Annotated in this window: 12 protein-coding genes; 9 read left to right on the forward strand and 3 right to left on the reverse strand. The window is 67.1% G+C overall.

From position 1 onward, the window contains the following. The first annotated feature begins 454 nt into the window (after positions 1-454). From AWC08_RS02540 to AWC08_RS02560, 5 genes are read left to right on the forward strand one after another with little or no spacing between them, the layout of a single operon-like run. Positions 455-1,576 carry an aromatic ring-hydroxylating oxygenase subunit alpha gene (locus AWC08_RS02540; RefSeq protein WP_069432758.1) on the forward strand — a complete coding sequence of 374 codons (1,122 nt, stop codon included), beginning with the start codon at positions 455-457 and terminating at the stop codon, positions 1,574-1,576. Next, the gene (locus AWC08_RS02545; RefSeq protein WP_069432757.1) at positions 1,576-3,135 is read left to right on the forward strand and encodes an AMP-binding protein; all 1,560 of its coding nucleotides are present in this window, start codon (positions 1,576-1,578) and stop codon (positions 3,133-3,135) included. Before AWC08_RS02540 ends, AWC08_RS02545 begins: the two co-directional genes overlap by 1 nt. A 28-nt stretch (positions 3,136-3,163) precedes the next feature. After that, positions 3,164-3,586, forward strand: a complete 423-nt coding sequence (locus AWC08_RS02550; RefSeq protein ID WP_069432756.1) for a nuclear transport factor 2 family protein — start codon at positions 3,164-3,166, stop codon at positions 3,584-3,586. 59 nt (positions 3,587-3,645) lie between these two features. After that, positions 3,646-4,119: an FAS1-like dehydratase domain-containing protein gene (locus tag AWC08_RS02555; RefSeq protein WP_069432772.1), complete on the forward strand. Its 474-nt coding sequence runs from the start codon at positions 3,646-3,648 to the stop codon at positions 4,117-4,119. Beyond that, on the forward strand, positions 4,116-4,556 hold the full coding sequence (locus tag AWC08_RS02560; RefSeq protein ID WP_069432755.1) for a MaoC/PaaZ C-terminal domain-containing protein: 441 nt from the start codon (positions 4,116-4,118) through the stop codon (positions 4,554-4,556). The genes AWC08_RS02555 and AWC08_RS02560 overlap by 4 nt, the downstream gene beginning before the upstream one ends. Here AWC08_RS02560 and AWC08_RS02565 read toward each other — a convergent pair. Next, positions 4,528-6,012, reverse strand: a complete 1,485-nt coding sequence (locus tag AWC08_RS02565) for an aldehyde dehydrogenase (RefSeq protein WP_069432754.1) — start codon at positions 6,010-6,012, stop codon at positions 4,528-4,530. The two genes, AWC08_RS02560 and AWC08_RS02565, sit on opposite strands and share 29 nt — an antisense overlap. A 92-nt stretch (positions 6,013-6,104) precedes the next feature. Between AWC08_RS02565 and AWC08_RS02570 the strand changes: the two genes are divergently transcribed. After that, positions 6,105-7,421: a lipocalin-like domain-containing protein gene (locus AWC08_RS02570; protein WP_069432753.1), complete on the forward strand. Its 1,317-nt coding sequence runs from the start codon at positions 6,105-6,107 to the stop codon at positions 7,419-7,421. Here the strand turns inward: AWC08_RS02570 and AWC08_RS02575 are convergent. Further along, entirely contained in the window at positions 7,393-8,547 is a 1,155-nt protein-coding gene (locus AWC08_RS02575; protein WP_069432752.1) for an aromatic ring-hydroxylating oxygenase subunit alpha, read from the reverse strand. The genes AWC08_RS02570 and AWC08_RS02575 overlap by 29 nt on opposite strands. A gap of 254 nt (positions 8,548-8,801) precedes the next feature. Here AWC08_RS02575 and AWC08_RS02580 point away from each other — a divergent pair, with 254 nt between their 5' ends. The 3 genes from AWC08_RS02580 to acpS all read left to right on the forward strand — a co-directional run bounded on the left by AWC08_RS02580 (position 8,802) and on the right by acpS (position 19,732). Next, positions 8,802-9,521: a DUF1906 domain-containing protein gene (locus tag AWC08_RS02580; RefSeq protein WP_069432751.1), complete on the forward strand. Its 720-nt coding sequence runs from the start codon at positions 8,802-8,804 to the stop codon at positions 9,519-9,521. Between the two features lie 550 nt (positions 9,522-10,071). Further along, entirely contained in the window at positions 10,072-19,311 is a 9,240-nt protein-coding gene (locus tag AWC08_RS02590; RefSeq protein WP_069432750.1) for a type I polyketide synthase, read from the forward strand. 28 nt (positions 19,312-19,339) lie between these two features. Continuing rightward, positions 19,340-19,732 carry a holo-ACP synthase AcpS gene (gene acpS, locus AWC08_RS02595; protein WP_055577800.1) on the forward strand — a complete coding sequence of 131 codons (393 nt, stop codon included), beginning with the start codon at positions 19,340-19,342 and terminating at the stop codon, positions 19,730-19,732. Positions 19,733-19,798: 66 nt separating this feature from the next. Here acpS and AWC08_RS02600 read toward each other — a convergent pair whose 3' ends face one another. Further along, on the reverse strand, positions 19,799-21,622 hold the full coding sequence (locus AWC08_RS02600) for a DUF2339 domain-containing protein (protein ID WP_069432749.1): 1,824 nt from the start codon (positions 21,620-21,622) through the stop codon (positions 19,799-19,801). Between the last annotated feature and the right edge of the window lie 11 nt (positions 21,623-21,633).

Genomic DNA, 21,633 nt, shown 5'->3' on the forward strand with positions numbered 1-21,633 from the left:
ATGCTCCCCAACAACTCTGGGGTGCCGGGCTTCTCAAACGTCAACGCGCACAGGCGATCCGCGTACGCTTCGAGTCCGCGGAGGACCTCGGCGATCTCCTCGCACGTGCTCGCTGACATACCTTGAATTGTACGAACGGGTACTGACAAGTCGCCGTTAGCTGCTGGCCGGAACGCCGTCGACTCAACAGATTTCGTGGTGGGTGACCAAGGCGGTGACTGCCCGATGCCGCGATCGCTGCACTTCGAACGAAGACATGCCAAGCTCCGTCCTGCGCGACCGAGATGGCGCGAGGTCGATAGTTGCCGCACGCTGGTTCTCACCACGACAGCCGAGACCCCGCAGCCCCGCGTTGACGTTCAATGTCTAAGATAGTAAAAATAGACTTACGCGCCGAACCGCGGTGAAGTGTGGGCGGCCCATCGCCGCGCCGCCGCGTGGGAACGGAGAGCTCGTGACGGACATATCTTCAGACCTACCCGGAACCGAAGACCCCTCAGACCAGGAGTTCGGGCCGTCCGGGATTGCGCTGTCCACCTACCGCTTTCCGACGGGCTGGTTCATCGTCGGCTTCGCGTCTGATCTTGCTTCCGGCGAGGTCAAGCGGGTGCACTACTTCGGTGAGGAGTTGGTGCTGTTTCGCACCAAGTCGGGCAAGGTGCATGTGCTGGACGCCTACTGCCAGCACCTGGGCGCCAACATGGGCGTCGGTGGCACGGTGGAGGGCGAACACATCGTCTGCCCGTGGCACGGCTGGCAGTGGCGTGGTGACGGCACCAATGCGCTGATCCCGTACAGCAAGATCGGCTGCAAGAACAACGTCCGCATTCGTACCTATCCGGCCACCGAGTGGTACGGCTTCATCCTGGTCTGGCACGAGCGCCACGGGCGTGCCCCGTACTGGCAGCCGCCGGTGCTGCCCGAGCTCGAGACCGACGAGTACTACCCGCTGCATCCGCATACTCGGATGGTCAATCGGGTCAAGGTGCACGCGCAGATGATCATCGAAAACGCGGCCGACCCGTATCACGTGCAATACGTGCACAAAGCGGCCAACCCCGCCAACACCGCCTCGTTCGAGGTGTCCGGCTATCACCTGCACGCCACCGTCAACGCCCATTTCGGCGGCGGCCGGGCCAAGACCTGGCTGACGCCGAACGGTCCGGTAGACGCCAAGATCATCTACGACAACTACTCGCTGGGACTGGGCGTCGTCCGCTTCCCGAGCGACCTGGTGGCCACCTGCCAGGTCACCGGCCAGACCCCCGTCGACGAGGACTACACCGACTACTTCTACACCCAGGCCTCCATCCGTGAGCCCGGCGACAAAGGTGACGCTCCGACCGGCCGTGCGGCTAAATTCCTGGCGCTGCAACAGGAAGTGATCAAACAGGACTTCTTCACCTGGGAGAACATGAAGTATTTGGAGAAGCCAAACCTGGCGCCGGAAGAGGCACATGACTATGCGGCGCTGCGCCGCTGGGCGCACCGCTTCTACCCAGGTAAACAACCGTCTCCCAATGACTTCGGCTATACCGCCGACGGCCAGCCGGACCCGGCGGCTGCTGAGGCCTGATGGGACCTCTCGAGCCGGCCGACTTCGGTGTCGACAGCTTCACCGTCCCGGCAGTGCTCGATCGCCGCGCCGAGCAGTATCCGGACCGGGTGATGCTGTCGGTGGCCGGCATCGACATCACCTTCGAGCAGTTGCGGCAACGCTCGTGTGCGGCGGCCGATCTGTTGGTGCGCAGCGGTATCGGTGCCGGTGACTGCATTGCGTTGTTCACCGCGACCTGTCCGGAGTGGATTTATTTCTGGCTGGGGGCGGCCCGGATCGGCGCCGTGAGCGCCGCGGTGAACGCGGCCAACAAGGGTGATTTCCTCCTGCACAGCCTCACGCTGTCGCGGGCGAAGCTGGTCATCACCGACGCAGACCGGCGGCATCGCATCGATGAGATCGCAGATGTGAAAACCATTGTGGTGGAGGACGACTCGATCGCCACAGCGCTCGACCGAGACGTTACCTTCCCCGGGGTCGACGGCAACGAGACGGGGGCGCTGTTCTTCACCTCGGGCACCACCGGGCCGTCGAAGGCGGTTGCCACATCCTGGCAGTACCTGTTCACCGTGGCGGCCACCGCGGCCCAGGCCTGGGAGTTGAGGGCGGGGGAGGTGTTGTGGACCGCGATGCCGCTGTTTCACCTCAGCGCGGCCCCCAGCGTGCTGGCGCCGATGCTGGTCGGCGCAACGACGTTGCTGGCCGGTGCTTTTCACCCCCATCAAGTATGGGACGACGTCCGGGCACACGGGGCAGTCGGTTTCGTGGGTGCCGGCGCGATGGTGTCGATGCTGCAGAACCAGCCCGCCGATCCGCGCGATGCGGAGCTGCCGCTGCGGTTCATCTCGGCAGCCCCCATTGACGCAACCTCCTACCGGATGATCGAAAAGCGTTACCGCTGCGCCGTTGTCACCATGTACGGTATGACCGAGGCCTTTCCCCTCGCGGTCAACGGCGTCTCCTACGACGGGGTGCCCGGCACTTCGGGCCGCATCAACCCGAACTTCGAGGTGCGCATCGTAAACACCAACGGTGCGGAGTTACCAACTGGATCAGTCGGGGAAATCATCTGCCGGCCGCGGTTCGCCCACCTGATGAGCCAGGGTTATGTGCGTGCGGGTGACGGTCCGGATTTGCGGGTCGATCCACACCCGGACTGGTTCCGCACCGGCGATCTGGGCAGACTCGACCATGACGGCAACCTGACCTACGTGGACCGGGTCAAGGACTCGCTGCGCCGACGCGGGGAAAATGTCTCGTCGGTGGAAGTGGAGGCGGTGGTGATGACGCACCCGGCGGTGGCCGAGGCCGCCGCGATCGCCGTGCCCAGTGATCTCGGTGAAGACGACATCCTGCTGATCGTGACGTTGCGGCCTTCGGCCACAATGGATTGCGCCGAGCTGCTCGACTACTGTGCGGCCCGGATGCCCTATTTCTGCGTACCGCGGTACGTCGATACGGTCGAGGAACTTCCGAGAAATGTTATCGGGCGGATACGCAAAGACCTGTTGCGCGCCCGGGGATTGTCGGCAGGTGTGTGGGATCGTGAGCGCCACGGATACGTGGTGAGTCGGTGAGTCCGGAAGGCGAGGTTCGAGAAACACCATGACAATGACCTATCAGGAACAGCAGATGCTGCAGGCCGCGACCGGTCGCGCCGGCATCCTGGATCTCACCGCGCGACACAACCGGGCCTACTCCGCCGGAAACCGTGAAGCCTGGATCGGCACCTTTCGCCATTCCGGCGCCCGTTACACCCGCGGGGGCGAGACTTTCACCGATCTGTGGTCGGCATTCGACGGCGGCGACGGGCAGCGCCTGGTCAGCCTCGATCACGAAATCCACATTGATGGCGTGCACGCGACTCAGCATTGCGTGGCAATACTTTTCGCAGCAGTACACAATGACACCACCCTGCAGGCGACCGGCACCTACCGCGATCAGCTCATCTATGAACGGGGCGGCTGGTACTTCACCTCCCGCGAGCTTGTCTGGGACTCGGTACCCAGCCGCCATCTCGTCATGTGAGTGTCGCCGTGGAGCTGAGTTACCAGCTGGCTTTCGGCAGCTACGAAGACGCACTGCGAATGGTCGGCAAGGCGGGCGAACCCCGCACGGCGGCAACGCCGATCAGCGCTGCGCGCATCCAGTTGTTCGCCGCCATGGTCCGTGACGGCAATCGTTCGTACTGGGATGCCGAGTTCGCCCGCCAGCGGTGGGGTGGCCTGCTGGCACCCCCGGCCCTGTTGATGGGCTGGCTGGTCCCGCCACCGTGGCAGCCGGGGGGCCGCCCGCCGACCGCGTCACTCGCCTTGCGGGTCCCGTTGCCCGGTACCACCTTCATCAACGCCGCCAACGTTGTCGAGTTCCTGCACCCGATCCTGGAAGGCGACCGGCTCACCGCCATCGAGGAGCTGGTGTCGGTGTCCCCGGAGAAGCGGACCCGGCTCGGCGCGGGGCATTTCGTCGAAACGCTGGAAACCTATCGCCGCCAGGACGGCGCCGTCGTCGCAATGTCCCGCAACACCCTGTTCCGGTTCACCCCCGAGTCGCTACCGTGAGTGATCTGGACTGGAATGCGATTAGCATTCCCGCCCACCTGCCCGACGTCGTCGACGAGATCACCTACCAACGGGTGATCGAGAATGCCGGGGCAACCTGGGACTATTTTCCCGGCCACTTCGACCCGGCTTATGCGCAAAGCCACGGAAATCCAACGATTTTCGTCAACACCATGCACCTGGCCGGATTTGCCGACCGGCTAGCGACCGACTGGGCCGGTCCGGGCAGTCGCGTGGTGCGACGCTCGATGCGGCTGGCCGGCTCGATCTATGCCGGGGACACCATGGTCGGCCGCGGCCAGGCGGTGGCCAAACGTTGCGACACCACGACAGACCCGCCCCGCTATCTGGTCGACCTGCGGATCGAGGTGCGCAACCAGCACGACGTCCTGTGCTGCCCGGTCGAGATCACTTTGCAGCTTCCTCAACCGGATTGAGCGGAGGCAACTTTCCGTTGCAGGCGACCGACTGCAGCTCCACATACTCCTCCAAGCCCTCCGGCCCGAACTCACGGCCGATCCCCGAGTGCTTGAAACCCCCGAACGGGGTGCTGATGTCGAGCATGTACATGTTGATGCCATAGGTGCCGGTCCGAACCCGCGCCGCGATATCCAGGCCATGGGCGGTGTCGGCGGTCCACACCGAGCCGGCCAGACCGTAATCGCTGTCGTTGGCGATCCGGACCGCGTCGTCCTCGTCGGCATATGTCAGCACCGTCAGCACCGGACCGAATATCTCCTCGCGGGCGATTCGCATGTCGTTGGTGGCGTCGGTGAACAGTGTGGGGCGCACGTACCAGCCGCGCGGCTCGGGTGCGTCCGCGCCTCCGGTCACCAGGCGGGCACCCTGCTGTTGTCCGGACCGGATGTAATCCTGGACCCGCCGCTGTTGGCGTTGCGCCACAAGGGGTCCGATGTCGGTCTTGTCATCGGTGGGGTCGCCGACGGACAGGCTCGACATCATGTCGGCCAGTGCGTCGACGAGGTCGTCGTGACGCTGCCGGCTGACCAGGATGCGGGTCTGCGCGACGCAGGCCTGGCCGTTGTTCATCAGCCCGGCGGTCTTCAGCCCGGCCACCGTCTTGCCGATGTCGGCGTCGTCGAGGACGATGGCCGCCGACTTGCCGCCCAGTTCCAGGCTCACCCGCTTCAACTGCTCGCCGCACAGGGCCGCGATGCGCCGCCCGGTGGCGCTCGATCCGGTGAACGCGACTTTGTCCACGCCGGAATGCCGGACCAGCGCCTCGCCGGCAGCCGGGCCGCCGGTGACCACGGAGACGACGCCCTCCGGCAGCTCGAGCTGTTCGATCATCTCGGCCAACCACAAAGCATCCAAAGGGGTTTCGGGCGCGGGCTTGATCACCACGCTGCAGCCGGCGATCAGCGCGGGAATCAGCTTGGGCATGATCAGGCACTGCGGGACGTTCCACGGCACGATCGCCCCGACCACACCGACGGGCGCCCGGCGCAGGTGCGCCTCGCCCAGCACACCCCGCCGGCGTTCCACCCAAGGGAAGTCGCGGGCGGCCGCAAGTGTCAGATGGATCATCGACGCGGCCCCGGCCGCTTGCCCGAGCCGGCTGAAACTGCGTGGCGAGCCCATCTGGGCGGTGATCAGGTCGGCCATCTCGTCGATGTGCCGGCCGTAAACCCCGGCAAGTTCTTCGATCTTGCGCATCCGCTCCTGCGGCTGGAGCCGCGGCCACGGTCCCTGGTCGAAGGCATGGCGGGCGGCCGTGACGGCGGCGTCCACATCCTCGGTGGATCCGGCGGGGACGTCGGCGATCTGCTCCTCGGTGTGCGGCGAGATGACCGACAGACGCTCCGGGCTGGACGGTTTGCGCCACCGGCCGCCGATGAACAGTTGGTCATAGGAGCGGAGACTCGCCGTCATCGGGTGACCACCTCAGGGCAGGCGACGGTAATTTCGCTATTGATGCTAACATAGCCAAAAAAGCGGGGTTTCCCCTCGAGACGAGGCGTGACGTGACCAGCGACTGGCGTAGCTACCCGTTCGAATTGGTGCCCGGTGATAGTCAACTGGATTTCCCCGCGGCCGAAGGCCAGCACCCCGATCAGGAGTCCGACACCTGGTTCATCGCCGGTGAACTGGCCTCCGCCGATCGCTCTTTCGCGTTCCTGACCATTTTCAACCGGAACCGGCCGGGCGGCAGCATCGTCGCGGATTTCTACACGCTGGCGCTGTTCGATCTCGACACCGGTGAGTACGGCACCTACACCGATTACGACATGCCGCCGGCCAGTGCCGAACCGGGTGCCACGCCGAAACTGTCAAGCGCGGTAGGGCACCTGGACGTGTCCTACGACACCGGAGCCGGTGTTGCCCGGTGGGCCACGGTGCGCGACGCCGATGGCGCATTACGGCCTTACACCTACGACATCAGCCTGACGGGCACCGACCAGGCCGGCCAAGCCATGCGCCTGGACCTCACCGTCACGCCGACCCGGGCCCCGACACCGCTGGGCGCCTCGACCTACAACGGCAAGATCGCCTGCTTCGGCCAGGACGACACCTACTCCTACTTCCAGACCGGCATGGCCATGACCGGGACCCTGCAGTGGGGCGAAATCCGGGAACCGGTGACTGGAACGGCCGGACACGTGGACCGGCAATGGTTTCCCAAGTATGCGGGCGGCGGAACCGGTGAGCCGCCGCGCACCAGATCCCACGAATGGCGCACCATCAACTTCGACAACGGCGTGGACATGAGCATCTGGCGCCAATTCTTGCGCACCGAAGGCAATGCGCTGCAACCGTTTACCGGCATCACGACGAGCTATCCCGACGGACGGCCGCCGCAGTGTGTCGAGGACTTCGAGGTGACGGTCAGCAGCTACGTGCGGTGGCCCGATGAAATCCGCACCCTGATCCGCCCGCCGAGCAAGGCCCGCTACCTGCCCGATCGTCACCGGATCCGCTGTGCGGCATTGGGATTGGATATCGTCGGTGAGCCGCTGGTGGCCGCTCCGGCGCATGGCCTGCCGATCGAATACATGGAAGGTCCCTACCGCTACCGAGGAACGCTGGCGGGTGAGGCGGTGACCGGGTTCGCGTTCAACGAGCGCTCGCTGGCGATGTACCGGGACTGGGAGTTAGTTGACGTGCTGGCGTGCGCAGAGGCTGACGATCCCGACATCCGGGGTGCGGTCGATCAGTTGACGTCGCTACTGGCATCCGGCCGCCTCGACGAGGCGCTGGAGTTGGTGTCGAAGCTGCGCGACCACCGGACCGCCGCAACCATCCTCGACGACCTCAGCACGGCGTTGAGTCAGCCAGCGTGAGTGCCCGCTGCCACGCCAGGTGCCGATGCTGCAGCCCAGGTTCATTGCGCCCAAACACAAGTCGCTGCCGCGCACCGGATTCCAGATTGGCCTGCAGGCTTTCCACCAACCGGTAGTCCTCGTCGCGCACTGTAGCGTGGGCGTACTCGAAAACGGCCTGTGCACCCGCGGCGACGGAGTCGTCGGACATGTCCAGCGGAGTCGAGTTCTGGTGGACGGTGATGGATCTGCCCGGCCGGTCGCCGGGATACACGCGAAACAGCTCGCCGTTGGCGATCGTCACCGAGATCACGATGTTGGGGAATAGCGCGTAGATGACGACCAGGTTGTTCAACGGAACCCATTGGTCTTCGGCCTTCTCGTCAAGGTCGAGAATCGTGTTCAGCGGGAAGATCAACCGGTGGTGCGGACCGTAGGCGTCGAACACGGTGCAGTTACTGCGGGCGATGGTCGCAAACGTCTGCTGATGCACGGTGGCGAAGTGATAGTTCTCGGCGAAGGTGTCGATGGCCAGCTTCCAGTTGATGGGGGAGTCGAGCACCTTCTCGCCGAGCGGTGACCAGCGGCCGATGCCCCAGGAGTCGAGCTCGTCCGCCAGCGGTCCCAGATGCGCGGCCACGTCCAACTCAGTGCCGGGTTCCATTGCCACCCAGAGGAATCCGGCGAACTCGGTGGCGGGAAGTTCGGTCAGCCCGTCGGACTTGGGTGTGACATCGGGGAACCCTTCCCGGCCCGGCACTGTCACCAGGCGGCCGGTGTTGTCGTACGTCCAGGCGTGGTACGGACAGGTGAAGCGCCTGGCGACCCCGCACCCCGAAGCCACCTGTGACTGCCGGTGCAGACACACATTGTCGAAGGCCTGCACGGAACCGTCGGCCGTCCTGGTCAGCAAGATCGAACGGCCCATCACCGTCTTCGTGCAGTACGAACCGGGTGTCGGCAACTCGGAGACGTAGCCGACCAACTGGGGGCTGGCCAGCACCATCGCGCGGTCGCGCTCATGGGGTTCGGATGCGGTGTACTCGCGCGCGTCGACGTGGTGCTGGGTGGGTGCAAGGTCAGTTGTCTTGTCCCGCGCCAATTTCAGAGCGCGCCGCGTGAGGTCGATGAGCTGGTCGTGTTGCATCCGAACCCCCGGAGTAGCGATGGCCTTCACCCTAAGATTACTAACTTTATAGTAAAGCGGGAGAACCCTCATGGCGGCCCGATGTAGCGCAGCAGAGCGCGCCCCGACGAGCCGCGCCGCGGTGGCCGCGTCTTATGCGCGCTGGGCCCGGCCGGTTTGGGTCGCTCTCGTCTGGCCACCGTTGCGACACAGTGACACATATGTGACCGCTGAGGTCCCTGAGTCTGCTGGGGTCGTTGCGTACCCTGTGGCCTGTGCCGGTATCGCGACGTGACGTGCTCAGACTCGCGGCCGCCACTCCGGGCCTGCTGGGCCTCGGCGTCGCGGCGGCGTCGCTGGGTGCTGCGCCGGCATCCGCCTCGCTCGGCACCTTGCTGGACTACGCGGCCGGCGTCATCCCGGCCAGTCAGATCAGGGCGGCGGGCGCTGCGGGGGCCATCCGGTACGTCTCGGATCGCCGGCCCGGCGGCAACTGGATGCTCGGTAAACCGATCCAGCTCGCGGAGGCCCAGGACCTGCATGGCAGCGGCCTGAAGATCGTCTCGTGCTACCAATTCGGCAAGGGCAGCACCTCCGACTGGCTCGGTGGCGCGGCTGCCGGCATGCAGCACGCCAAGCGCGGCGCGGAACTGCATGCCGCGGCCGGAGGCCCCGCCGGTGCCCCGATTTACGCCTCGATCGATGACGACCCGTCGCTGGAGCAGTACAAGAATCAGATCGTGCCGTATCTGCGGTCCTGGGAGTCGGTCATCGGACACCAGCGCACGGGCGTATACGCGAACTCGAAGACAATCGACTGGGCGGTGCATGACGGTTTGGGCGCCTACTTCTGGCAGCACAACTGGGGCTCGCCCAAGGGGTACACGCACCCAGCCGCGCACCTGCATCAAGTCGAGATCGACAAGCGAACGGTGGGCGGCATCGGAGTCGACGTCAACGAGATCCTCAAGCCCCAGTACGGGCAGTGGGCGTAAAGGTTGCACTTCCTAAGACTTTGACAAACATTCCAGCAAACACTCGTTCGCTCAAAGCTGCTCGTCGGCTACGCCAGTGAATCCGCGTAGCCACGACGCGCGACACGGCGGGCAGTGGCGGCGACAGAAAATTTTGAGATAACGATTTGGTAACAATGCTGCTTTGATCAGCGCCGTTATAGCTACTCGACCGTAACCACCTGCATGCAGGACGTTTGTTCGAGATGTTTGTGCCGACCGTTTGGGCCGGTGTTACCCGCGACACGGTTACCCGCGCGTAGAACTCGTCAGTAACCTTCCGACGTCAAGAAAACGTACAGACCCTTATGACACTCTTATGGGGTCCGATGCAGGTTGACGGTGCCACTTCGTAGAGGGATCAGGCGCCGACGAAGCACCGGTCAGACGACTATCGGCTGCGATTCGGTGCGGAATCGCCCGGAATGTGACTGGGTCCTTTAACAGGGGCCGGCCCGGAACCGGCCGAACGAACCGAAACGCAACAGACGCGTAGACGCACGAACACAGACGCATACAGGGAGATTCGAAGGTGACGATCCACGAGCAGGACAGCTTGTCAGCAGACCGCGACGGCAGTGGACCGCACAGCACCCACGCGTTGGTCGATCGTCTGACGGCAGGAGAGCCGTACGCGGTCGCGTTCGGCGGTCAGGGCAGCGCCTGGCTGGAAACGCTCGAGGAACTGGTCTCCGGGGCGGGCATCGAAGCGGAATTGGCCGAGTTGGTCGGTGAGGTCCAACTGCTGCTCGAGCCGGTCGCCCGAGAGCTGGTGGTGGTGCGTCCGATCGGCTTCGAGCCGCTGCAGTGGGTGCGCGCGCTGGCGGCCGAGGACACCGTTCCGTCCGAGAAGCACCTGACGTCGGCGGCGGTCTCCATACCGGGCGTGCTGTTGACTCAGATCGCCGCTATCCGCGCGCTGGCCCGCCAAGGCATGGACCTTGCCGAAACCCCGCCGGTCGCGCTGGCGGGTCACTCGGCGGGCGTGCTGGCGGTCGAGGCACTCAAGGCGGGCGGTGCCCGCGACGTCGAGCTGCTGGCCATGGGCCAGCTCATCGGCGCGGCCGGAACGCTGGTGGCGCGCCGCCGCGGCATCTCGGTGCTCGGTGATCGCCCGCCGATGGTGTCGGTGACCAACGCCGACCCGGAGCGGATCAGCCAGCTACTCGACGAGTTCGCCCAGGACGTCCGCACCGTGCTCCCGCCGGTGCTGTCGATCCGCAACGGCCGCCGGTCGGTCGTCATCACCGGAACCCCCGAGCAGCTGTCCCGGTTCGAGCTCTACTGCCAGCAGATCTCCGAGAAAGAGGAAGCCGACCGCAAGAACAAATTGCGGGGCGGCGACGTCTTCGCGCCGGTCTTCGATCCGGTCAAGGTCGAGGTGGGCTTCCACACCCCCCGGTTGTCCGACGGCATCGACATCGTCGGCCGCTGGGCCGAAAAGGTCGGCCTCGACGTCGAGCTGGCCTGCCACCTGGCTAACGCGATCCTGGTCCGCAAGGTCGACTGGGTCGACGAGATCACCAAGGTGAATGACGCTGGAGCTCGATGGATTCTTGACCTGGGTCCCGGCGACATCCTGACCCGGCTGACGGCGCCGGTGATCCGCGGTCTGGGTATCGGCATTGTGCCAGCCGCCACCCGCGGTGGTCAGCGCAACCTGTTCACCGTCGGCGCCACCCCGGAGGTCGCCCGCGCCTGGTCGAGCTACGCGCCGACCGTCGTCCGCCTGCCCGACGGCCGGGTCAAGCTGTCCACCAAGTTCACCCGGCTCACCGGCCGCTCACCCATCCTGCTGGCCGGCATGACGCCGACCACCGTCGACGCCAAGATCGTCGCCGCGGCGGCCAACGCCGGGCACTGGGCCGAGCTCGCCGGCGGCGGGCAGGTCACCGAAGAGATCTTCGCCGACCGGGTGGCGCAGCTGTCCCGGTTGCTCGAGCCTGGCCGCACTTATCAGTTCAACGCGCTGTTCCTCGACCCCTACCTGTGGAAGTTGCAGCTGGGCGGCAAGCGACTGGTGCAGAAGGCCCGCCAGTCCGGTGCCGCCATTGACGGCGTGGTGGTCAGCGCCGGCATCCCCGACCTCGAGGAAGCCGTCGAGCTGATCGAAGAGCTCAACGACATCGGCATCAGCCATGTCGTCTTCAAGCCGGGAACCATCGAGCAGATCCGCTCGGTGATCCGCATCGCCACCGAGGCCCCCACCCGCCCGGTGATCATGCACGTCGAGGGTGGGCGCGCCGGTGGCCACCACTCCTGGGAGGATCTCGACGACCTGCTGCTGGCGACCTACTCGGAGCTGCGCTCGCGGGCCAACATCACCGTTTGCGTCGGTGGCGGCATCGGTACGCCCGAGCGGGCCGCCGACTATCTGTCCGGGCGCTGGGCGCAGGCATACGGCTTCCCGCTGATGCCGATCGACGGCATCCTGGTCGGTACCGCCGCAATGGCGACGCTGGAGGCCACCACGTCACCGTCGGTCAAGCAGATGCTGGTGGAGACCGGTGGCACCGATCAGTGGATCGGCGCCGGAAAAGCCCAGGGCGGCATGGCTTCCAGCCGCAGCCAGCTTGGTGCGGACATCCACGAGATCGACAACAGCGCGTCGCGCTGCGGGCAGTTGCTGGACGAGGTGGCCGGCGACGCGGACGCCGTGGCGGAGCGTCGCGACGAGATCATCGCCGCGATGGCCAAGACCGCCAAGCCGTACTTCGGCGACGTCGCCGACATGACCTATCTGCAATGGCTGCAGCGCTACGTCGAACTGGCTATCGGAGAAGGCAATTCGACTGCCGACACGGCCGCCCCCGGCAGCCCCTGGCTGGCCGACACCTGGCGCGACCGGTTCGAGGAAATGCTCAAGCGCGCCGAAGCACGTTTGCACGCACAGGATTTCGGCCCGATCGAAACGTTGTTCAACGACCCCGAGCTGTTGGAGGATCCGCAGCGGGCCATCGACGCCCTGGTTGCGCAGTACCCGGACGCGCAGACCATCCAGCTGCACCCGGCCGACGTGCCCTTCTTCATCTCGCTGTGCAAAACGCTGGGCAAGCCGGTCAACTTCGTGCCCGTCATCGACAAGGACGTCCGGCGCTGGTGGCGCAGTGACTCGTTGTGGCAGGCCCACGACGCCCGCTACGACGCCGACCAGGTGTGCATCATCCCCGGACCCGCCGCCGTCGCCGGCATCACCCGGCTGGACGAGCCCGTCGGCGAGCTGCTGGACCGCTTCGAGCAGGCAGCGATCAACGAGGTGCTCGCCGCGGGCGCCGAGCCGCGGGAGGTCACCGCCCGCCGGCTCGGTCGCGCCGACGTCCGCGGACCGCTGGCCGTGGTGCTCGATGCGCCCGACGTGCTGTGGGCGGGCCGCACCACCATCAACCCGGTGCACCGGATCGCCGAGCCCGGCGACTGGCAGGTGCACGAAAGCCGCACCGCCACACACACATCCACCGGTTCGAGGCTGCAGGTGACGGCCACCGGTGACGGAGTGACGCTGAGCGTGCCGGTGTCGGGCACCTGGATCGACATCCACTTCACCCTGCCCGCCAACACCATCGACGGCGGCATCCCGGTGGTGTCCACCGAAGATGCCACCGCCGCAATGCGTTCCGTGTTGGCTATCGCCGCCGGAGCCGACGGACCGGAATCGCTGCCCGAGGTGGTCGACGGTACGGCCACCGTGACGGTGAACTGGGACCCCGAACGGGTCGCCGACCACACCGGCGTCACGGCAACTTTCGGCGAGCCGCTCGCGCCGAGCCTCACCACCGTGCCCGACGCGCTCGTCGGACACTGCTGGCCGGCGGTATTCGCGGCCATCGGTGCGGCGGTGACGGACACCGGCGTGCCTGTCGTGGAGGGTCTGCTGAGCTTGGTGCACCTGGACCACGCCGTCCGGCTGGCCGGTCAGCTGCCCCAGGAACCGACCCAATTGACCATCGCCGCAACCGCCTTGAGCGCCACCGACACCGACATGGGCCGCGTGGTGCCGGTCACCGTCAGCGTCACGGCAAGCGACGGCGCCGGTGTCGCGACGCTCGAGGAGCGGTTCGCGATCCTGGGCCGCACCGGGCCGGCCGAACTCACCGACCCCGCGCGGGCCGGCGGCGCGGTCTCCGAGAATGCCACCGACACCCCACGTCGCCGGCGCCGCGACGTCACGATCGGGTCCCCGGTCGATATGCGCCCGTTCGCCGAGGTGTCCGGGGACCACAATCCCATCCACACCGACAAGGCCGCCGCTCTGCTGGCCGGCCTGGGATCGCCGATCGTGCACGGGATGTGGCTGTCCGCTGCGGCACAGCACGCGGTGACCGCGACCGACGGGCAGGCCCGGCCACCGGCCCGGCTGGTCGGCTGGACCGCCCGGTTCATGGGCATGGTACGCCCCGGCGACGAGGTGGACTTCCGGGTCGACCGTGTCGGAATCGACCAGGGTGCAGAGGTTTTGGAGGTTGCCGCCCGCATCGGATCGGATCTCGTCATGTCGGCGACGGCGCGGTTGGCCTCGCCCAAGACGGTCTACGCGTTCCCCGGTCAGGGTATCCAGCACAAGGGCATGGGCATGGACGTCCGGGCCCGGTCCAAGGCGGCCCGCAAAGTGTGGGACGAGGCCGACCGGTTCACCCGCGGCACGCTGGGTTTCTCGGTGCTGCATGTGGTTCGGGACAACCCGACCAGCATCATCGCCAGCGGCGTGCACTACCACCACCCGGACGGCGTGCTGTTCCTGACGCAGTTCACCCAGGTCGCGATGGCGACGGTGGCGGCCGCACAGGTCGCCGAGATGCGCGAGCAGGGCGCCTTCGTGGAGACCGCGATCACCTGTGGCCACTCCGTTGGTGAGTACACCGCGCTGGCCTGTGTGAGCGGCGTGTTCGAACTGGATGCGTTGCTGGAGGCCGTATTCCACCGCGGCTCCAAGATGCACGACATCGTCCCGCGCGACGAGTTGGGCCGCTCCAACTACCGGTTGGCGGCCATCCGGCCCTCCCAGATCGACCTGCCCGACGAGGAGGTCACCGACTTCGTTGCCGGCATCGCCGAACGCACCGGGGAGTTTCTTGAGATCGTCAACTTCAACCTGCGTGGTTCGCAGTACGCGATCGCCGGCACCGTGCGGGGTCTGGAAGCGCTGGAAGAAGAGGTCGAGCGGCGCCGCGAAATCACCGGCGGCAAGCGCTCTTTCATCCTGGTGCCCGGTATCGACGTGCCGTTCCACTCGCGGGTGCTGCGCGTCGGGGTCGCCGAATTCCGGCGCTCGCTGGAGCGGCTGATGCCCCGGGACAAGGACCCCGACGTCATCATCGGGCGCTACATCCCCAACCTGGTGCCGCGGCCGTTCACGCTGGATCGCGACTTCATTCAGGAGATCCGGGATCTGGTGCCCGCCGAACCGCTCGACGAAATCCTCGCCGACTACGACACCTGGCGGAACGAGCGGCCGCGCGAGCTGGCCCGCAAGGTCCTGATCGAGCTGCTGGCATGGCAGTTCGCCAGCCCGGTCCGCTGGATCGAGACGCAGGACCTGCTGTTCATCGAGGAGGCGGCCGGCGGCCTGGGGGTGGAGCGCTTCGTCGAGATCGGGGTGAAGACCGCGCCGACCGTCGCGGGCCTGGCCACCAACACCCTTAAGCTGCCCGAATATGCCCACAGCACAATCGAAGTGCTCAACGCCGAGCGCGACGCCGCGGTGCTGTTCGCCACCGACACCGACCCGGAACCGGAAGACGATGTGGTGGTGTTGGATTCCGACGCTGCCGCGTCGGAGGGCGCGCCCATTTCAAATGGCGCGCCGGACGTCGCTCCGGCTCCCGCCGGAGCTCCGTCCGGCGCTCCGAGACCCGACGACATCGGGTTCGACGCCGCCGACGCCACCCTGGCATTGATCGCCATCTCGGCCAAGATGCGCCTGGACCAGATCGAGCCGCTGGACTCCATCGAGTCCATCACCGACGGCGCGTCGTCGCGACGCAACCAGCTGCTGGTCGACCTCGGCTCCGAGCTGAACCTGGGCGCCATCGACGGCGCCGCCGAGGCCGACCTGGCCGGCCTGCGGGCGCAGGTCACCAAGCTGGCCCGCACCTACAAGCCGTTCGGCCCAGTGCTTTCCGACGCGATCAACGATCAGCTGCGCACCGTGCTCGGACCCTCCGGTAAGCGGCCCGCCGCCATCACCGAGCGGGTTTTGAAGACGTGGGAGCTGGGCGAGGGGTGGGCCAAGCACGTCACCGTCGAGGTGGCGCTGGGCACCCGGGAAGGCTCCAGCGTTCGGGGCGGTGCCATGGGCCACCTGCACGAAGGCGCCCTGGCCGACGCCGCGTCGGTCGACAAGGTGATCGACGCCGCCGTAGCCGCGGTGGGCGCACGACTTGGGATCGCCGTGTCGCTGCCGTCCGCGGGCGGTGGCGGCGGCGCGACCGTCGACGCCGCCGCGCTGAGCGAGTTCACCGACCAGATCACCGGCCGCGACGGCGTGCTGGCCTCGGCGGCGCGCCTGGTGCTGGGTCAGCTAGGCCTCGACGACCCGGTCACCGCCTCACCGACGGCTACCGACGCCGAACTCATCGACCTGGTGACCGTCGAATTGGGCTCGGACTGGCCACGTTTGGTGGCGCCGACGTTCGACGGCAAGAAGGCCGTGGTGTTCGACGACCGCTGGGCCAGCGCCCGTGAGGACCTGGTCAAGCTCTGGCTCACCGACGAGGGCGACGTCGACGCCGATTGGGCGCGGCTGTCCGAACGGTTCGAGGGCGCCGGGCACGTCGTCGCCACCCAGGCCACCTGGTGGCAGGGCAAGTCGCTGGCCGCGGGCAAGCAGATCCACGCCTCGCTGTACGGCCGGATCGCCGCCGGCGCGGAGAACCCGTCACCCGGCCCCTACAGCAACGAAGTCGCCGTCGTGACAGGCGCTTCCAAGGGCTCTATTGCCGCCTCGGTGGCAGCCCGGCTGCTTGCCGGCGGTGCGACCGTCATCGCGACGACGTCCAGGCTCAACGACGAGCGGCTGGCGTTCTACCGCACGCTCTACCGTGACAACGCCCGCTACGGCGCGGCGCTGTGGGTGGTGCCGGCCAACATGGCGTCCTACTCCGACATCGACGCACTGGTCGAATGGATCGGTAACGAACAGAGCGAAAGCCTTGGGCCCCAGTCGATTCACATCAAGGATGCGCAGACCCCGACGCTGCTGTTCCCGTTCGCGGCACCGCGAGTGGTAGGCGATCTGTCCGAGGTCGGTGCACGCGCCGAGATGGAGATGAAGGTGCTGCTGTGGGCCGTGCAACGGCTCATCAGCGGGCTGTCGAAGATCGGCGCCGAGCGTGACATCGCCTCGCGGTTGCACGTCGTGCTGCCGGGCTCGCCCAACCGCGGAATGTTCGGCGGGGACGGAGCTTACGGCGAGGCCAAGTCCGCGCTGGACGCCGTGGTGAGCCGCTGGCACGCCGAGACGTCGTGGGCCGAACGCGTCAGCCTGGCGCACGCGCTGATCGGCTGGACCCGCGGCACCGGGTTGATGGGTCACAACGACGCCATCGTCACCGCGGTCGAGGAGGCCGGTGTCACCACCTACTCGACCGAGGAGATGGCCGGTCTGCTGCTCGGTTTGTGTGACGTTGAATCCAAAGTGGCCGCCGCAAGTTCGCCGATCAAGGCTGATCTCACCGGGGGTCTGGCCGAGGCCAACCTGGACATGGCCGAACTCGCTGCCAAGGCGCGCGAGGATCATGCGGCGAAGGCCGCAGAAGACGGGGACGACGACGCCGCGGCCGAGGACACCATTTCGGCGCTGCCGTCACCCCCGCGCGGTTACCGCCCGGCACCGCCCCCGGAATGGGCTGACCTCGACGTCGACCCCGCCGACCTGGTGGTGATCGTCGGCGGCGCCGAACTCGGGCCGTACGGTTCGTCGCGCACCCGCTTCGAGATGGAGGTCGAAAACGAGCTTTCTGCCGCCGGCGTCCTCGAACTGGCCTGGACCACCGGACTGATCCGCTGGGAAGACGACCCCCAACCGGGTTGGTACGACACACAATCCGGTGATCTGGTGAACGAGTCAGAGCTGGTCGAGCGCTACCACGACGCCGTGGTGGAACGCTGCGGCATCCGCGAGTTCGTCGACGACGGCGCGATCGATCCCGACCACGCCTCGCCGTTGCTGGTGTCGGTGTTCCTGGACAAGGACTTCACCTTCGTGGTGTCCTCGGAGGCCGAGGCCCGGGCCTTCGCCGAATTCGACCCCGAGCACACGGTCGTGCGCCCGGTGCCCGAATCAGGCGACTGGCAGGTCACCCGCAAGGCGGGCACCGAAGTGCGGGTGCCGCGCAAGACCAAGTTGTCCCGTGTGGTCGGCGCGCAGATCCCGACCGGGTTCGACCCGACGGTGTGGGGAATCAGCCCGGACATGGCCACCTCGATCGACCGGGTGGCGCTGTGGAACATCGTGACCACCGTAGACGCCTTCCTCTCCGCCGGGTTCAGCCCGGCCGAGGTGATGCGCTACGTGCACCCGAGCCTGGTGGCCAGCACCCAGGGCACCGGCATGGGCGGCATGACGTCGATGCAGACCATGTATCACGGCAACCTGCTCGGCCGTAACAAGCCGAACGACATTTTGCAGGAAGTGCTGCCGAATGTGGTTGCGGCGCATGTGGTTCAGTCCTACGTCGGCAGCTACGGGTCAATGATCCACCCGGTTGCCGCCTGCGCGACGGCGGCAGTGTCGGTCGAGGAGGGCGTCGACAAGATCCGGCTCGGCAAGGCCGAATTGGTGGTGGCCGGCGGTCTGGACGACCTCACGCTGGAGGCGATCATCGGCTTCGGCGACATGGCCGCCACCGCCGACACGTCGATGATGCGCGGCCGCGGCATCGAGGACTCGAAGTTCTCCCGGCCCAACGACCGGCGCCGGCTGGGCTTCGTCGAAGCCCAGGGCGGCGGCACCATCCTGTTGGCGCGCGGTGACCTCGCCCTGCGCATGGGATTGCCGGTGCTGGCCGTGGTGGCGTACGCGCAGTCGTTCGGCGACGGGGTGCACACGTCGATCCCGGCGCCCGGCTTGGGTGCGCTGGGTGCGGGTCGCGGCGGCAGAGACTCGGCGCTGGCGCGCTCGCTGGCCAAGCTCGGTGTGACCGCCGACGACATCGCGGTGATCTCCAAGCACGACACGTCGACGCTGGCGAATGACCCCAACGAGACCGAACTGCACGAGCGGCTCGCGGACTCCTTGGGCCGTTCGGCGGGGGCACCGCTGTTCGTGGTGTCGCAGAAGAGCCTGACCGGGCACGCCAAGGGTGGGGCCGCCGTCTTCCAGACGATGGGGCTGTGCCAGATGTTGCGCGACGGCGTGATCCCGCCCAACCGCAGCCTGGACTGTGTCGACGACGAGTTGTCCGGTTCGTCGCACTTCGTCTGGGTGCGCGACACGCTGCGGCTCGGCGAGAGGTTCCCGCTCAAGGCCGGGATGCTGACCAGCCTCGGGTTCGGCCATGTGTCGGGCCTGGTGGCTCTGGTGCATCCGCAGGCGTTCATCGCCTCGCTGGAGCCTTCGCAGCGCGAGGATTACCAGCGGCGTGCCGAAGGCCGACTGCTGGCCGGTCAGCGCCGGCTGGTCTCGGCGATCGCCGGCGGTGAGCCCATGTACCAGCGACCGCCGGACCGTCGCTTCGACCACGACGCGCCGGAGAAGCGGCAGGAGGCGACGATGCTGCTGAATCCGGCCGCCCGGTTGGGGGACGGGGACGCCTACCAGGTGTCTGCCGGGTGACCCGCCGGATCCGTTAACCTGGCCACCCATGGGAATCGTCGGCATCGGGATCGACCTCGTCTCCATACCTGATTTCGCCGAGCAGGTCGACCAGCCGGGAACGGTGTTCGCGGAGACCTTCACCCCGGGTGAGCGCCGCGACGCCTCCGACAAGAGTTCGTCGGCGGCGCGTCACCTGGCGGCCCGCTGGGCGGCCAAGGAAGCGGTGATCAAGGCGTGGTCGGGCTCGCGGTTCGCTCAGCGACCGGTGCTGCCGGAGGACATTCACCGCGACATCGAGGTGGTCACCGACATGTGGGGCCGGCCGCGGGTGCGGTTAAGTGGTGAGATCGCCAAGCATCTGGCCGACGTGACGATCCACGTGTCGCTGACCCACGAAGCCGACACCGCGGCCGCCGTCGCGATCCTGGAGACCTCGTAGGCCGAGCAGACGCAAAATCACCGTGGAGCTTGCGCTCCAACGGGATTTTGCGTCTGCTCGCGAGGGTCACCGAGCCAGACTGCGGGCGTAACCCGCGCCCATACTCAGCAGCACCAGACCCACGACGATGAACGCCGCCACCCGGAAGATGCCGTCGAGGGTGGCCAGATCGAACAGGAACAGCTTGCCCGTGGCCGCGCCTGTCAACACCAGACCGGCGGTGATCGACTCGGTGCGACGTTCCCGGTCGCTGCGCAGCGCGTAGACGAAAAGCGCTGCCGCCATACCGATCCAGCAGATGGTCGCCGCCATGTGGCCGGCGAGGAATCCGCCGCCGGTGCCACCGACCAAGACACCGGCGGTCACCGCAAAGGCCGTGACGGCGTAGACGATCGATGCCGCTGCCGCGGCCACCAGCACCCCCGCGGCTTCGGAATCCAGCCAAGCCCTGGTCATCACGACCGCCAAGGCAATGACGAGCAGGCTGGCGGCCAGCGTGGACACCGCCACCGAGGTCGGCGTCGCGGTGGCCCGCACCAACACGGACAGCGGAGCATAGCTGTAGAACAGCCCGCCGCCGATGATGCCGAAACCGAGTGCAATCCAACGCGCCGTGACGTCATGGCGGCCGACGATGCCGATGGCGATGGCCAGCGCCAGCAACGTCGGGCCTTCGACATAGCCGGTGAAGGCGACGGAGACGGCGATCAGCGCCGAGATCGCCGACCACACCGACCAGATCTGGGTGACGATCCGCGGGTGTTGACCCATGAGCGCGGCCGCCAACATGCCTGCCGCCAACGCAGCCGCCAGGCCGGCGGCCAGCATCCGATCCACCGCAATTGCACTGGCCAGCACCGGGACGGTACCGAGAGAGGTCAGCAACGCCAGTCCACCTGCGTTCTTCGAGGACGGCAACAGGACGAGACCGCTGGCCATCGCCAAGAGCGCGGCCACCGCGCACGCACCGCCGAGCAACCACGCGTTGTCGTGCGGGCGGGCGCCCGGCAACGCGACCAGCAGCGGCAGCGTCGTCGCCGCGATCCGCGCCGCGTGCATCCGCAGCCAATCCTTACCGAGCTGCACCGGCAGAGCGGCGGCAGAGAGCGCGAGCATGAAGCCGATCAGCAACAGGTCGACCCCGCGGGTGATCTCGGGGGCCAGCGCGATCAGAGGCACCAGTACCAGCAGGGCCAGGTGCTCGGAGTCCCAGCGGCGCGCCAGTGCCAAGCCGGCGCCGCCCACGATCGCGGCCAGCACCAACCCGACCGGTGCGGCCACCCACTTGTAGATGGTGACGACCGCGATCACATCCAGGTATGCGGCGGCTATACCCGTGGCGGCCAACGCAATCGCTCCGATTCGTCCGCCGGGACGTCCGCGCAGCCGGACCGCCACCGCGACCAGCGCGCCGGCCAGAGCGGTGCCGCCGGCTACCCGGATCTCGGGTCGAAGCAGCCCCGCCTGCGCGGCCAGCACCAGCAGCAGCACGACGCCGATCAGCGTCACGGCAACGCCGGCGACGGCCAGTAGCTTGCCGATCCAACCTGACTCCGCTGGTGCGGACACGTTTGCTGGGCGCTGTGGGGGAGGGGGCGCAGCGGGCTGTGGTGGAGATGGGCGCGGCGGGCGCGGGGCGGGGGGCGCAGCGGCCGCGGGCTGCCAGTATTGCCAGTAGTTTTGCCAATAGGTCGCGGCCTGCTGCTGCGGCGTGACAGGTGGTGGTACGAACACCGGCGCCGGCCGCGGCGAGGGCGCCGGTGCGGGCTCGCTGGCGGAAAGCAGACGGTCCAACTGTGTCAGTTCGCCCGAGACGCGGGACAACTGACGGGCCAGGGCATCGAATTCGTGCGAAAGCCGGCTGATGACAGCCTGATGCGATTCGGTCATGGTGATCCACC

The sequence above is a fragment of the Mycobacterium gordonae genome (assembly GCF_002101675.1).
In the GTDB taxonomy this organism is placed as follows: domain Bacteria; phylum Actinomycetota; class Actinomycetes; order Mycobacteriales; family Mycobacteriaceae; genus Mycobacterium; species Mycobacterium gordonae.

Excerpts from the sequence above, each read along its gene's own strand:
- AWC08_RS02600 (WP_069432749.1), bottom strand. The coding sequence starts at position 21,622 with ATGACCGAATCGCATCAGGCTGTCATCAGCCGGCTTTCGCACGAATTC.
- AWC08_RS02565 (WP_069432754.1), bottom strand. The coding sequence starts at position 6,012 with ATGACGGCGAGTCTCCGCTCCTATGACCAACTGTTCATCGGCGGCCGG.
- AWC08_RS02550 (WP_069432756.1), top strand. The coding sequence starts at position 3,164 with ATGACAATGACCTATCAGGAACAGCAGATGCTGCAGGCCGCGACCGGT.
- AWC08_RS02555 (WP_069432772.1), top strand. The coding sequence starts at position 3,646 with ATGGTCGGCAAGGCGGGCGAACCCCGCACGGCGGCAACGCCGATCAGC.
- AWC08_RS02545 (WP_069432757.1), top strand. The coding sequence starts at position 1,576 with ATGGGACCTCTCGAGCCGGCCGACTTCGGTGTCGACAGCTTCACCGTC.
- AWC08_RS02575 (WP_069432752.1), bottom strand. The coding sequence starts at position 8,547 with ATGCAACACGACCAGCTCATCGACCTCACGCGGCGCGCTCTGAAATTG.
- acpS (WP_055577800.1), top strand. The coding sequence starts at position 19,340 with ATGGGAATCGTCGGCATCGGGATCGACCTCGTCTCCATACCTGATTTC.